We start from the raw sequence: 14,638 nt of genomic DNA, 5'->3' as shown, positions 1-14,638 counted from the left end.
CTGATATCAAAGAGACATTTTTAAATTACTTCGCACAGAGTTTCATAAACAAATTTTATAAATGAAAGGAAAAAAATTCATAACAAGGGTGTGGAGATGAAAAATATTGGCTAAACTAGATAACATGCATCCGCCTAGAGGTTTATTTGATTTTGCTGTAGAATATAAAATACTAAGAAGTCTAGTCTAGTTAAGTTAGGTTGGTGCCTGAAATGTCTAAATTACAAAAACCTGCGTATGGTGGTCAAGCCGTTATAGAAGGCGTCATGTTCGGTGGCAAACGTATGATGGTGACGGCTATTCGCCGCAAAGATCAATCTATTGATTATTTTCATTCAAAAAGAAAATCAAATTCCGTACTCACTGCTTTAAAAAAAATTCCTTTTTTACGAGGAATTGCTGCTATTGTTGAAGCCAGTGCAAACGGTACGCAGCACTTGAACTTTTCCTCTGAACGCTATGACGTGAATCCAGAAGATGATGCTCAAGTAGCAGCAGAACAACAAAAAGAGAAAAAAGAATCAAAACTATCTTTAATATTTGGCGTTGCAACTATTGGTGTAATATCCTTTCTTTTCGGGAAAGTACTATTTACATTGATTCCTGTGTTTTTAGCACAATTGACACGTCCTGTTTTCACTTCAAGTGTAGCTCAGGTTTTTATTGAAGGAGTATTTAAACTATTATTGCTTCTTGGCTATATTTATGTGATTTCACAAACGCCACTTATTAAACGGGTGTTTCAATATCATGGAGCAGAACACAAGGTCATTAATGCATATGAAAACAATGCTGAACTTACGGTAGAAGCCGTGCAAGCACAATCTCGACTTCATTATCGCTGCGGAAGTAGCTTTATCCTCTTTACCGTAGTTGTAGGAATGTTTGTCTACCTACTTGTTCCAACGGATCCTCTTTGGTTACGAATTGTGGATCGCCTTGCATTAATTCCAGTTGTCCTTGGTTTATCATTTGAAGTGTTACAGTTAACCAATAAAGTTCGTCATGTCCCTCTTCTTCGCTTTTTAGGTTATCCCGGTTTATGGCTTCAGCTTTTAACAACCAAAGAACCAAAAGATGATCAAGTTGAAGTTGCGATTGCTTCATTTAAAGAACTTTTACGCGTTGAAAATGAACTTTCTTCTACCACTGACGAACAAGTTGTCTAATCCACACCGTTTTGCTTTCTTTTTTTACTATTTTAGGAGGTGAACAAAATGAGACGTCCATTCGTGAAACCACTTGTATATGGTCTAATCGGGTTAGGAGTCATTGGCTTTGCATTTACGTTGATTACAGATCCAGCTGTTTTATTACGTCAAGCAGGTTATATTTTTCTGTTTATCATTTTGTTTTACTTAGTTTATCGGTTTATTCTCCGCCCTTCTCAGACAAAAGGTCAAGATAGAGGCTATGTGCGCGCAGTAAAACAATCAAAACTGCGTCAAAAAGAAAAAGAGCGAGGAAGCAACAAAGTTGATATGCATACGTACCGAAGCTCAAATAAGCGCCCGGTATCCAAATCAACGAAACCGCTAAAGAAAAAGAAAAACAACTCACACTTGACCGTCATCGAAGGGAAAAAAGGAAAAAAGAAAAATAGAGCATTCTTTTAAAAAACAAGGAGAAAAGCCTCCTTGTTTTTTTAATAGCACCATTTTTTCAAAAATGCCCTTGTACGCTTTTTTCCAAACGCAATCAGCTCTTCCTTCCGTTCTTCTGTGAGGGTAAATTCTGTCGCAAAAACTTGATTAACAGGTAAAAAGATAATATTTTTTTCGTGACGTTTTGAAATATGCCTTGCATCGTGCGCGTCTTTCATCGTCTCAAAAAGCGCGCTGAATAAACCAACGGCATTTTTAATTTTATTCCGTTCCCTTTCTTCGTCCTTCGGGCTCAGCTTCACACCAATTACCGGTCGCTTCTTAAGACTTTTATCATCATCAAACAGAAAAATTGGAAAGTTGCTTAACACGCCCCCGTCGACTATTAAACTGCTTGGGGTAGATTTTAATTTAACCGGCTCAAAAAAATATGGAATGCTGCAGCTCATTCGAACGGCTCTTGCTACAGAAAAGCGATTCGGGTCGATTTGATATTTAGGCAAATCATCTGGAAGAACAAGCATCGTACTGTTGGTCAAGTCTGACGCAATAATACGCAGCGACTGATCAGGCAAATCAGCAAATGTACGAATTCCTCTGCTCCGCAATTTCTCAGCAATCCACTTTTCAAGCCTTTCTCCTTTATACAATCCCATTTTCCAATATAAAAACAGCCACTTTGTCAAGCTTGATGGTAAAAAAGACATTCTTTGATCTAAAAAAGACGATAACTCAATTTCATTCATCATTTCAACAATTTCTTCACTTGTATAACCGGCTGCTACAAATGCACAAATAATGGAACCCGCACTCGTTCCGGCTAACCGCCGAAAGATCAAGCCTTTTTCTTCTAGAGCTTGTAACGCGCCAATCAGTGCAAGCCCTTTAATACCGCCACCTGAAAACACTCCGTCGACGTACACAGCCTCTCCTCCAAACTACCCACTCTACATTTGTAGTCGACTCAGCAACAAGTTATGATAAAAAGAAAAAAAGCAGTGACGCTATTGGCCGCTGCTTTTTTCTTATAATTTTTGCTCTTCTTCATTTCGTTTTTGTACATTGCGAAGATCTTGAATACGGTTATGATTTTCTTCAAAGTATTGAACCAAATCTCCAATTCGATCAATGGAATTCCAGCTTAAATGATGTTCAATTCCTTCTACGTCATCATAAATATTTTTCTCATCTACGCCAATGATGCGCAGCAGCTGCTCTAAAAGCTCGTGGCGATAAACAAGACGTTTTCCAATCTTCTGCCCCTTAGCTGTTAAAACAAGGCCTCGATATTTTTCATAAATTAAGTACTCATCTTTGTCTAGCTTTTGAACCATCTTCGTTACAGATGAGGGGTGAACCGCCAATGCATCAGCAATATCAGACACTCGAGCGTATCCTTTATCTTCAATTAGCATATATATTTGTTCAATATAATCTTCCATACTCGGTGTAGGCATGAAATCTCCCCCAATTAATATTATGTATTGCTAATAATAAGTCATAAATGTCTGTTTCTTATAGTGATATCGTGTTCATGTTTGATAATCTATGTGAAAAAAACGTGTAAATAAAGCGATGTCATAAGATAAAACTGGATAAAAGACATTCAATTAAAATCATACTACAATGCTTATTCAAATACAAGAACCGTTCGATCCCGCTTCTTATTTATGCCCCATTTTTATACATAATAAAAGCTGACTCGTTTGAGTCAGCTTTTACTAGTCAATCATGTTCAAAATTAAAGGCCGCATTTCAGCTGTGCACCACAGTTTGTACATGTGTTGCATCCGCCCATTTCTTCTACCGTTCCTTGACGGCAAACCGGACAAGTATTACCTACTTCAGAACCGATTGTTACATCAGTTGAACGAATTTCATTAATTGTATCAACTAACACAACGTGCGGTTTCGTTTCTTCTTTTGGCGCTTCAATTTCTTCATCAAACGTATTTTCTTCTGCTTTTAGCGTTAAGACTTGTGCATCACGGCTGCCGTCTACGTACACCGTACCGCCTTTTGCTCCGCCTTTATACAGACGCTCGTACACTTTTTGAACTTGCTCTACTGTGTAACCGCGAGGAGCGTTTACTGTTTTACTAATTGAACTGTCAATCCAGCGCTGAATCACACATTGCACGTCCGCGTGAGCTTGTGGTGCAAGTTCCATAGCTGAAATGAACCATTCAGGAAGATTGTTTGGATCTGCTTCTGGATGCTGATCTAAATACTCTTGAACGATATCAGCTTTTACTTCAATAAATTTACCTAAACGGCCGCTTCGGAAGTATGAGAATGAGAAATAAGGTTCAAGACCCGTTGATACTCCAACCATTGTTCCAGTACTGCCTGTTGGCGCTACTGTTAATAAATGAGAGTTTCGGATACCGTTCTCTTTAATGTTTTGACGAATATCTTCAGGCATTTTTTTCATGAAGCCTGTATTTGTAAATGCTTCACGTAAAGAAGCCGTGTCAGCATCTGTTTCACCCACTAAGAACGGGAAGCTTCCTTTTTCTTTTCCAAGCTCTACAGACGCGCGGTAAGCCGTCGTTGCAATTGTTTCAAACACTTTATCTACTAACTCATTGCCTTTGTCAGAGCCGTACTCTGTCTCACAATAAATAAGAAGATCATGAAGACCCATTACACCAAGGCCAACGCGGCGTTCGCCAAGCGCTTGCTTTTGGTTTTCTTCTAAGAAATAAGGAGTTGCATCAATAACGTTATCTTGCATTCTAACGCCTGTTTCAACCGTTTGACGTAACTTTTCAAAATTAACAGTTTTCGTTTCTTTATCTGCCATTTGCGCTAAGTTAACAGCAGCTAAGTTGCAGACAGAGAATGGTGCAAGTGGTTGTTCACCACATGGATTTGTTGCAACAACGTGCTGACCATATGCTTGAGCATTTGTCATGTCATTAGCATTGTCGAAGAAGAAAATGCCTGGTTCAGCTGAGTACGTTGCACAGATGTTAATTAAGTTCCATAGCTCTTTTGCACGGATAGTACGGTACGTACGAACTTTGTTTCCTTGTTTTGCCCATTCGCGCACGTCGCCTACTTCGTGCCAGTTTTCATTGTAGTTAGCCATTTCTTCTTTTGAATAGCTTTCTACGTCTGGGAAGCGAAGTTCGTATTCTCCGTCGTTTTCAACAGCATCCATGAAATCTTTTGTTAAGCATACAGAAATGTTTGCTCCTGTTAAAAACTCTGAGTTATGAACGCTGTACGTTCCGCCTGTTTGCAGCTTTTCTTCTGCATCTTTGATGATTTTTTCACTGAATCCACCAAGACCAGGAATTTGTTTATAGTTAATGATTCCTTGATACATCGCTTCTTCAGACTCTGTTAGCGGCGTGAACTTCAATTTATCTTGCGCATGTTTTTTAATCATTTCGTCATTTGTGTTTTCAATTAAGAAACGTAAAATGCGAGGGTTTTGCATTTTAGAAATAATAAACTCTACAATGTCAGGATGCCAGTCGGCAAGCATGATCATTTGGGCGCCCCTGCGCGACCCACCTTGTTCAACAAGATGCGTCAGTTTAGCAATATCATCTAACCATGAAACCGAACCAGATGATTTGCCGTTTACACCGCGAGCCAGCGTGTTGCGCGGGCGAAGAGTTGAACCATTCGTTCCAACACCGCCTCCACGGCTCATAATTTCCATTACTTGTTTGCGGTGTTCTGAAATACCTTCACGTGAATCTTTTACATAAGGCATTACATAACAGTTGAAGTACGTTACGTCCGTATCAGCACCTGCACCGTAAAGAACGCGGCCAGCTGGTACAAAGTTTAGCTGAACAAGCTCTTGATAGAACTTTTCAAACCACTCTTTGCGCTTTTCTTCTGTTTTTTCCACAGAAGCTAAGCCTGTTGCATTACGTTTTGCAATTTGCTCATAAAAGACTTCTAGAGGTTTTTCAATGACATCTAAAGAACGAGTAATTAATCCGTTTTCTGCTTCTTCAGGCGATAAAGCTCCTCTAAACTCATCTTCTACCTTGACAACAGCGGTTTTTTGCTCAAAATTAATGCTTTCCACATAGCCAAGTCCTCGTGCTGGAAATTTTGGATCTTCCTTTACGGTTAGAACAACAAAATCTCCTTCTGATAACGTTAATTTTTCCGTATCCTTAAACGCATAGCGGTCTAACATTACCAATCTTGAAACACCTTTATGAGTCAACTTCATATCCGGTGTAATCGGATGTACTTGCGGAAAGCGTTCAATATCTGAATTGAGCTTTTCAACATTCATATTCACTTTTTGATTTAACAAAACAGTCATTCTCACAACTCCTTACCTATCGAACATCTATAAATTTATTAACTCTATTTCCTTTTAAAGGAAATAGAGTTTTTCAATCAACTATCAATAACTTACCACACGGCTTGGACGAATTCAATATATAGTATTTGACACTTCTCCAAACATCTACATATAGAAGGGTGTCAAGTGAAATATTTTTTTTTTCGTAAAAAAAGTGTTTGACTTTTCTTCTCTATGTATTCTATTAGCCAAGCATTGTTTCTAAAAATCCCAATAAAAAGTGCAACTTATAAGAAGTTGCACTTTTATCTATTTCCCATGGGCATCCGTTTAGCGCTTAAAGTTCCATTCATCCGATCCGTACTTTGTGCGCGCTAGTTCTTCTACATATGCTTCCTCTTCTTCAGACAGTGTATACGGTTCTAAATCGATATCAAGAGCAGAAGCAAATCCTTTATAAAACGCTTCTTTTGCTTCTTCAATAGGGATTTTGCGGCCCGCAATTGCATTGATGGCTACCGCTTTGGAACGAAATGCGCGCTGCATTCTTTCTTTCACACGATCATTTGGATAATTAAACACGCTGAATAATTTATCTTCATCAATCTCTAACAGAATAGAGCCGTGCTGTAGAATAACTCCTTTTTGTCTAGTTTGGGCACTTCCAGCAATTTTGCGGCCCTCTACAACTAGTTCATACCAAGAAGGAGCATCAAAGCACACGGACGAACGAGGGTTTTTTAAGCTATTTTTTTCTTCTTCTGAACGAGGAATAGCAAAATAAGCCTCGAGCCCTAACGAACGAAATCCTTCCAGTAAACCTTCAGAGATTACGCGATATGCCTCTGTAACTGTCTTAGGCATGTTAGGATACTCTTCAGATACAATTACGCTGTAAGTAAGCTCTTCATCATGAAGCACGCCCCTGCCGCCCGTTGGACGTCTTACAAAGCCCAGTCCTAATTCTTTTACTTTATCAAAGTTAATTTCTTTTTCAGCTTTTTGAAAATAACCGATTGACAGCGTTGGAGGGTTCCATCCGTAAAAACGAATCGTAGGTGGAATTTCTCCTTTACTATGCCATTCTAATAACGCTTCATCTAACGCCATATTGTAATAAGGCGAACGGTTGTTGGAATCAATAAATCTCCACTTTGCTTTCATCTACCTCATCCTCAGCTATATGTAATATAAAAATAAATCCGTTTTTTAGTCTACCAAAAGATTGAGCTAAGGAAAAGCAAAGAGCAACATAAAACTGTGAATTCAAATGTGGTAGTTTTTTCATTTTCGGGAAGAAATCCGCTAGATTCAAGGCAAAATCGCTTTACTTCTAATTTCATTCACTTATATAATAAGAGTATGGATTTTGTCGAAGAAAGGAAGAATCAGCATGTCACCAATTACAGCAGTACTCATTTTACTTGGAGTAATCATCATATACTCTGTCGTTATGTTCTTTGTCCAACGTCGCATTATGAAAACGTTAACTGAAGAAGAATTCCGCAGCGGCTACCGCAAGGCACAGCTAGTTGATATCCGTGAGCCGAATGAATTCGAAAACGGACATATTTTAGGCGCACGAAATATTCCTCTTTCACAGTTCCGTATGCGCATTAAAGAATTCCGTCCAGATCAGCCTGTCTACATCTATTGTCAAAGCGGAATGCGCACAGGACGCGCAGCACAAATGCTTCGTCGCCACGGTGTTCAAGAAATCTATGATTTAAAAGGCGGCTTCAAAATGTGGAACGGTAAAGTGAAAAAGAAAAAATAATGGTATGTATATAGAAAAACCTCGCCTTTGGGCGAGGTTTTTTGTTAGACGTTTTGAACAGCCTGTTCTTTCTGATAGCGAAGAACTGGCTTTCTCGCTGCGAGCGTTTCGTCAAGGCGCTTCACAACCGTTGTATGCGGAGCTTCCTGTACGACTTCAGGCGTTTCTTCTGCTTCTTTTGCAATTTGAATCATCGCATCGATAAACGCATCTAGCGTTTCTTTCGACTCCGTTTCCGTTGGTTCGATCATCATGCACTCTTCTACGATAAGCGGGAAGTAGATAGTCGGCGGATGATAGCCAAAATCAAGCAGTCGTTTCGCGATATCCAATGTGCGTACCCCAAGCTTTTTCTGACGTTTTCCTGATAAAACAAATTCGTGCTTACAGTGACGGTCAAACGGCAGCTCATAGTGCTCTGCTAAACGACGCATCATATAGTTGGCGTTTAGCACAGCGTTTTCCGTCACGGCTTTTAAGCCGTCTGGACCCATTGAACGAATATACGTATAAGCGCGAACGTTGATGCCGAAGTTGCCGTAAAACGGCTTTACGCGTCCAATTGACTGAGGACGGTTATAGTCAAAGTGATAGCCTTGTTCTGTTTTCACAAGCACTGGTTTAGGCAAATACGGAATTAAATCTGCTTTTACCCCTACCGGACCAGAACCAGGACCGCCTCCTCCATGAGGACCTGTAAACGTTTTATGAAGGTTTAAATGAACCACGTCAAACCCCATATCTCCAGGACGGGCTTTACTTAATACTGCGTTTAAATTTGCACCGTCATAATAAAGCTTTCCACCTGCTGCGTGAACAATTTCAGCCATTTCTAAAATATCTTCTTCAAATAACCCCAGCGTATTTGGATTTGTTAACATTAAAGCGGCTGTATCTTCTCCTACTACGCGGCGTAAATCCTCTAAGTCCACTAAACCATGTTCGTTTGATTTTACCGTTACCGTTTCAAATCCCGCAACTGTTGCCGAAGCCGGGTTCGTTCCGTGGGCTGAGTCTGGAACAATGACTTTTGTTCGCTGCGTCTCACCATTTGCTTCGTGATAGGCACGAAGCATCATAAGCCCGGTCCACTCGCCGTGAGCACCTGCTGCTGGCTGAAGCGTTACTTCATCCATTCCTGTGATTTCTGTTAAATGCTCTTGTAAATCATATAAAAGTTCGAGAGCACCTTGAACCGTTTGCTCATCCTGAAGCGGATGAATATGCGCAAACCCAGCAATGCGTGCTGCTTGTTCGTTCACTTTTGGATTATATTTCATCGTACATGAACCAAGCGGATAAAACCCTGAATCTACTCCGTGATTTCGTTTTGAAAGCGCGGTGTAATGACGCATAATATCGAGTTCTGATACTTCAGGAAGCTCAGGAGCTTTGGTACGCACATACGCTTTTCCAAGCAGTTCTTCAGCATTAACTTTTGGCACATCTAACTCTGGCAATGAATAGCCGATTCGCCCTTCTTTACTGCTTTCAAAAATAAGTGATTGATTTTGATTAAGCATGAAGATCCCCCAATTCATTTACAAGTTGGTCAATTTCCTCTTTTGTACGGAGCTCTGTAAAAGCAAGCAGCATGTGATTTTCAAGCGCTTGGTTATCACGGCTAAGATCATAACCGCCAATTATTTTTGAAGCTAATAACTGACTGTTTGCTTCTGTTACCGAAACAGGAAGCTTCACGACTAATTCATTAAAAAACGGTCCTTCAAATGCTACATTTACCCCTTTTGCCTTTAACGCTTCATATGCATAATGTGCTTTTGATAAATTTTGCAGCGCCATTTCTTTTACACCTTGCTTGCCTAAAGCTGTCATGGCAACTGATGCCGCTAAAGCATTTAACGCTTGATTTGAACAAATGTTAGACGTCGCTTTATCGCGGCGTATATGCTGTTCACGTGCTTGAAGGGTTAAAACAAACCCTCGCTTACCGTTTTCATCTACCGTTTGCCCTACTAAACGTCCTGGGATTTTTCGCATAAGCTTAGACGTAGTTGCAAAGTATCCGCAGTGCGGGCCTCCAAATTGACTTGGAATACCAAATGGCTGTGCATCTCCAATGACAATATCAGCTCCGAACTCTCCAGGAGGCGTAAGTAAACCTAATGATAACGGATTGCTTGAAACCACAAACATGCATTTTTCTTGATGGGTAATTTCTTCAATTTCTTTTAACGGCTCGATTTGTCCGTAGAAATTTGGATACTGGACAATAACAGCTGCCACATCACTCCCCATCTCTTTTTCTAATGCAATCATATCTGTTACTCCGTCTGCTGCAGGGATTTCTACCACTTCAATGTATTGACCCTTCGCATACGTTTTTAACACATCTTTTGACTCAGGGTGAACAGCCGCAGAGACAAGTACTTTTTTCTTTTTTGTTTGACCCGCACTGAGCATAGCGGCTTCTGCTAAAGCAGTTCCTCCGTCATACATAGAAGAATTAGCCACGTCCATCCCCGTTAACTCACAAATCATTGTTTGAAATTCAAAGATGGCCTGAAGTTCTCCTTGAGAAATTTCTGGTTGATACGGAGTATAGGCCGTATAAAATTCCGAACGAGAAATAACATGATCAACAATAACCGGCATGTAATGATCGTAAACTCCTGCTCCTAAAAAAGAAGCATAGTCTTTTAAATGAGCATTTTTAGCAGCCATACTATTTAATTCTTTTAACAACTGAGGCTCTGAGGCCGCTTTTTTAATATCGTATTCTCCTTGAAAACGAACGCGCTGCGGAATATCTGAAAATAAATCATCAACAGATGAAACACCAATTGCTGCTAACATTTGCTGCTGATCTTGTTCTGTCATTGGTAAATAGCGATGTAACATGTTAAATTCCTCCCCAAAGCTTACTTTGAACGTTTATAAAAAGGTGTTGAAACCACTTTTGCTTTTAAGCGTTTTTTCCGAACCTGCACTTCCACTTCTTGACCAAGCTCTGTATACTCTGCTGACAATAGTGCTAGACCGATGTTTTTCTTTAATGTCGGTGACTGTGTACCTGTTGTCACAAATCCAATTTGTTCTTCATCTGCAAATACTTCGTAACCGTGTCTTGGTATACCTTTATCAATCATTTCAATTCCTACCAGCTTACGAGGTGCCCCGCTTTCACGCTGTTCTTTTAACACTTCTTTTCCAATAAAGCTGTCTTTGTTCGTTTTTACTGCAAATCCAATTCGGGCTTCAATGGGCGTAATATCTTTTGAAAGCTCTTGGCCATATAAAGCCAAAGTGGCTTCAAAACGAAGCGTATCGCGAGCTCCTAATCCGCAAGGCAGCACACCTTCATCACTGCCTGCTTCTAAAATAGCCGTCCACAAGTGAGCGGCGTCAGTTGAAGAACAATAAATTTCAAAGCCGTCTTCCCCGGTGTACCCAGTACGTGAAACGAGAGCTTTTATATTCGCTACTTCTACATCATCAGCAAATGTAAATGGCTTTAATAGAGCTAAATTTTCGTTCGTTAACGTTTGTAAAACTTTTTCTGCTACAGGACCTTGTAAAGCTAACTGCGCAGTTTCATCAGATTGATTAACGAGCGTTACATCTCCTTGTTTGTGAGACACCAGCCACTCATAGTCTTTTTGAATATTAGCAGCGTTTACGACTAGCAAATACTCTTGATCTGCTTTTTTATAAATCAGCAAATCATCTACCGTGCCTCCGTCTTCATAACACATAGCCGTATACTGCGCTTTTCCATCTACGAGGGTAGAAACGTCATTTGTCATCGTGTGCTGAAGAAAAGCTAAGCTATCAGCTCCTGTTACAAGAATTTCTCCCATATGAGAGACATCAAAAAGCCCTGCCTTTGTACGTACAGCTTCATGCTCTTCTTTAATAGAAGAAAATTGAACGGGAAGAGCCCATCCGCCAAAATCAATTGTTTTGGCACCATATTTTTGATAGGTATCATAAAGCGGCGTTTTGTGTAATTCTGTTGTCATATTTATGTCCTCCTCTTTTTCACGTGAAACTTTTCATAACGGGGAGTTTTCAAATAGTGTGGGGATCACTATGTATCCAAACAAAAAAGGACAGAAAACCCCCTACTGTATTTAGTAGGAAGTCTCTGTCCTTTTCACCTGAAAGTTTACCTATAAACGAATAGGTTTGCCTCGTGGGTGGTCTATAAACGCATAGACACTCTCCAGAGCTGCGTCAAACAAGAGTCTTTTTGCCTGAGAGATTCACAATTTTATTGCTTGCTCCTTCGGCGCTACATTCAAGTAGTCTCTCCCCGTGTCGTCATTCGCTTCTATAAAGTTGGTAAAGTTGGGCATACTACTGAAAGATGTATCTATCTTTATTCACACAATCATTTGTAAAGTGCTAATCTATTTTCTTTTTCAAATTTTCTAAATATATTTTTATCCTACCTGATTCTTATCATTTGTTCAATAAAAATTTTTTACAAAGGAGCATTTTTATCATGAAAGTGAAATTAAACATCGATGAAACATGGGAAGCAGCCTTCTCAACTAAATTGGAGCAAGATGGCCCTTGGTCTGCATGGGATTTGTATAAACTTGCCTATGAAATAGAAGACCAAACGCTTATCTCAGAATTTGAAGGACTGCAAAGCCCAAAACATCTAGCTGATTTAACGCCGCTTCCTCATCAGCTCGAAGTAGCCAAACAAGTAGTTGAAACAATGAATGGGAAAGCCATTTTAGCAGATGAAGTAGGACTGGGGAAAACGATTGAAGCAGGGCTAATTTTGAAGGAATATATGATTCGCGGACTTGTTAAAAAAGTTCTCATTTTAGTTCCAGCTTCGCTTGTTTCACAGTGGGCTATGGAATTGAATCAAAAATTTTATATTCCCGCAGTTCCTCAAAGAAAATCATATGTGTGGGATCAGTGTGACATCGTTGTATCTTCAATTGATACAGCAAAACGTTCTCCTCATCGAGAAATTGTGCTTGAACAAGACTACGATCTCATCATCATTGATGAAGCTCACAAACTTAAAAACAACAAAACAAAAAACTATGAATTTGTGCAAAGTCTAAAAAAGAAATTTTGTCTGTTGCTAACCGCAACACCGATTCAAAATCGAATTGAAGAAATTTTTAACTTAGTCTCTCTTTTAAAGCCTGGCCATCTCGGCAATAAAGACTATTTCGAAGAATTATTTTCCGCTAAAAAACGCTCTTTGCAAAACGATGAACACTTAAAAGAGCTTGTTAACAAAGTTATGATTCGAAATCGCCGCCACGATACGGGTATCGAATGGACGAAGCGAATTGTTCAAACCGTTCCTGTTGAATTCTCGCCAAAAGAACGGGAGCTGTACGATGCAATTACATCTTTTAAAGGAAACGGACTCCACCCTTCAAGCGCTTTTTCAATTTTAACTCTGCAGCGAGAGGCCTGCAGCAGCCGTGAAGCGGTGTATATGACATTAAAAAACATGCTGGAACGTCAGGAAGATCAAAACAGCGCATTAACGGAACATATGATTACGCCATTAATGGAACTACTTCAGCAAGTGCCGCAAAATGCAAAAGCAGAAAAAGTGCTAGAGCTCGTTCAGAAAATTAATGATAAAGTCATTATTTTTACTGAGTACAGGGCAACTCAACTGTATTTACAGTGGTATTTAAAACAGCATGGAATTACCTCTGTACCCTTTAGAGGCGGATTTAAGCGAGGTAAAAAAGACTGGATGAAGCAGCTTTTTGAAAGCCACGCGCAAGTATTTATTGCCACTGAAGCAGGCGGAGAAGGAATCAACCTTCAGTTTTGTCATCATATCATTAACTATGATCTGCCGTGGAATCCAATGCGTCTAGAACAGCGAATTGGAAGGGTCCATCGTTTAGGTCAAAAACATGATGTTCACATTTACAATTTAGCCATTCAACATACGGTCGAAGAACATATTTTAAAATTACTGTACGAAAAAATAAACCTTTTTGAACGGGTTGTTGGAGAGCTAGATGATATTTTAACAAAGCTTGATTTAAAAAATATCGAAGAGCATATTCAAGATATTTTATTTCATTCACGGAGTGAAGGAGAAATAAAAATCAAAATGGAGAACTTGACGTCTATTATTCAATACGAAGACAGCGAGGAGGATCAGCATGCAGCAAACTGATATTCATCAATTTTTAAAGCGTTATTTTCTAGCTAATAATTGTTCTATTGTCACAGAAACATCGTCTTACCTGACGGTTCAATTAACGATTGAACTCGATAAAGAATTGATGAATCGTCCATTTTATTGGCACTATATCGAAAAGACGGGAGGAGAAGCAACTCCTGCTTCGCTCACTTTCATTACAGACCCAGCATTTGAAGACGATTCCGTTCAAGGAGAACGAATTCATTTCGGTTCACCTAGGCTGCACCAAATTTTCGCTTCTACTCAAAAACTTGGCGGGTTTATTCACTTGTATGAACAAGTTGCATCAGCTCAGCCAACAAATCAGCCTTTACACCCTTGGCTTGCATTAAATATTAAAGTCTCGTACAAATGCGATCGTAAAAAAGATGAGCTCTTGTCGCTTGGCATTAATTTAATCAATGGACAAATTATTGAATCATTTCACGAATTAATCATTAATCAAAATTTATCATCTAAAATCTCAGACTATTGCTTTACTCTCTCACCTTTTATTAAACCGAAAAGTGCCATCGCACGACTCACATCATATGTGACTGACTATGTTAAAACTCAGCCAACTGAATGGGCTGAAAAAGCGCAGGAGAGATGGTATGAAGACTTAGCGCTTCTTGATCATTTTTACGAAACAGCAGAAGAGCTGCCAGAAATATATATGACCGAAAAAACAGCGCTTCAAGAATTGTACGAGCCGACTATCTTATTTAAATTTATAAACGGTGGCTTATTTTACATATCGCCTGAAACGATGTCTCGTCAATTTAATAAAACACAAGCCGGTTAAAAAAAGATGAGCATATGATATG

General features: G+C 39.5%; 12 protein-coding genes and 1 riboswitch. Of the genes, 5 read left to right on the top strand and 7 right to left on the bottom strand.

Translation table 11 applies throughout. The features are described 5' to 3' along the window. The first annotated feature begins 212 nt into the window (after window positions 1-212). Window positions 213-1,169: a DUF1385 domain-containing protein gene (locus ACFX4E_RS02130; RefSeq protein WP_014458240.1), complete on the top strand. Its 957-nt coding sequence runs from the start codon at window positions 213-215 to the stop codon at window positions 1,167-1,169. Window positions 1,170-1,217: 48 nt separating this feature from the next. Next, the gene (locus ACFX4E_RS02125) at window positions 1,218-1,616 is read left to right on the top strand and encodes an SA1362 family protein (protein ID WP_013059160.1); all 399 of its coding nucleotides are present in this window, start codon (window positions 1,218-1,220) and stop codon (window positions 1,614-1,616) included. A gap of 29 nt (window positions 1,617-1,645) precedes the next feature. Here the strand turns inward: ACFX4E_RS02125 and ACFX4E_RS02120 are convergent, their stop codons facing one another. The 4 genes from ACFX4E_RS02120 to ACFX4E_RS02105 all read right to left on the bottom strand — a co-directional run bounded on the left by ACFX4E_RS02120 (window position 1,646) and on the right by ACFX4E_RS02105 (window position 7,050). Then, on the bottom strand, window positions 1,646-2,527 hold the full coding sequence (locus ACFX4E_RS02120) for a patatin-like phospholipase family protein (protein ID WP_016765549.1): 882 nt from the start codon (window positions 2,525-2,527) through the stop codon (window positions 1,646-1,648). A 102-nt stretch (window positions 2,528-2,629) separates the two neighbouring features. Beyond that, window positions 2,630-3,061 carry a transcriptional regulator MntR gene (gene mntR / locus ACFX4E_RS02115; protein WP_013085004.1) on the bottom strand — a complete coding sequence of 144 codons (432 nt, stop codon included), beginning with the start codon at window positions 3,059-3,061 and terminating at the stop codon, window positions 2,630-2,632. A gap of 284 nt (window positions 3,062-3,345) precedes the next feature. After that, entirely contained in the window at window positions 3,346-5,904 is a 2,559-nt protein-coding gene (locus ACFX4E_RS02110; RefSeq protein WP_098249288.1) for a vitamin B12-dependent ribonucleotide reductase, read from the bottom strand. Between the two features lie 312 nt (window positions 5,905-6,216). Beyond that, window positions 6,217-7,050 carry a lipoate--protein ligase family protein gene (locus tag ACFX4E_RS02105; RefSeq protein ID WP_057243226.1) on the bottom strand — a complete coding sequence of 278 codons (834 nt, stop codon included), beginning with the start codon at window positions 7,048-7,050 and terminating at the stop codon, window positions 6,217-6,219. 229 nt (window positions 7,051-7,279) lie between these two features. Here ACFX4E_RS02105 and ACFX4E_RS02100 point away from each other — a divergent pair, with 229 nt between their 5' ends. After that, a complete protein-coding gene (locus tag ACFX4E_RS02100) occupies window positions 7,280-7,663 on the top strand; it encodes a rhodanese-like domain-containing protein (RefSeq protein ID WP_034276876.1) in 384 nt (127 codons plus the stop codon). 44 nt (window positions 7,664-7,707) lie between these two features. Here ACFX4E_RS02100 and gcvPB read toward each other — a convergent pair whose 3' ends face one another. Genes gcvPB through gcvT form a run of 3 tightly spaced genes read right to left on the bottom strand, consistent with a single transcriptional unit; the run spans window position 7,708 to window position 11,646 of the window. Then, window positions 7,708-9,186 carry an aminomethyl-transferring glycine dehydrogenase subunit GcvPB gene (gene gcvPB, locus ACFX4E_RS02095; RefSeq protein WP_098658781.1) on the bottom strand — a complete coding sequence of 493 codons (1,479 nt, stop codon included), beginning with the start codon at window positions 9,184-9,186 and terminating at the stop codon, window positions 7,708-7,710. Next, window positions 9,179-10,525: an aminomethyl-transferring glycine dehydrogenase subunit GcvPA gene (gene gcvPA / locus ACFX4E_RS02090; RefSeq protein ID WP_377237921.1), complete on the bottom strand. Its 1,347-nt coding sequence runs from the start codon at window positions 10,523-10,525 to the stop codon at window positions 9,179-9,181. Before gcvPA ends, gcvPB begins: the two co-directional genes overlap by 8 nt. Window positions 10,526-10,545: 20 nt before the next feature. Beyond that, the gene (gcvT, locus tag ACFX4E_RS02085) at window positions 10,546-11,646 is read right to left on the bottom strand and encodes a glycine cleavage system aminomethyltransferase GcvT (protein ID WP_060746977.1); all 1,101 of its coding nucleotides are present in this window, start codon (window positions 11,644-11,646) and stop codon (window positions 10,546-10,548) included. A gap of 212 nt (window positions 11,647-11,858) precedes the next feature. Then, window positions 11,859-11,951, bottom strand: a riboswitch (glycine riboswitch). A gap of 180 nt (window positions 11,952-12,131) precedes the next feature. Between gcvT and ACFX4E_RS02080 the strand changes: the two genes are divergently transcribed. Then, window positions 12,132-13,805 carry a DEAD/DEAH box helicase gene (locus ACFX4E_RS02080; protein WP_377237922.1) on the top strand — a complete coding sequence of 558 codons (1,674 nt, stop codon included), beginning with the start codon at window positions 12,132-12,134 and terminating at the stop codon, window positions 13,803-13,805. Next, entirely contained in the window at window positions 13,792-14,616 is an 825-nt protein-coding gene (locus ACFX4E_RS02075) for a YqhG family protein (RefSeq protein WP_028410647.1), read from the top strand. The genes ACFX4E_RS02080 and ACFX4E_RS02075 overlap by 14 nt, the downstream gene beginning before the upstream one ends. Window positions 14,617-14,638 lie beyond the last annotated feature (22 nt).

Source organism: Priestia sp. YIM B13491 (genome assembly GCF_042787605.1).
Classification (GTDB): Bacteria; Bacillota; Bacilli; order Bacillales; family Bacillaceae_H; genus Priestia; species Priestia megaterium_E.
The sequence above is the reverse complement of the archived record's forward strand: the minus strand, read 5'-3'. Positions and strand labels throughout refer to the sequence as shown.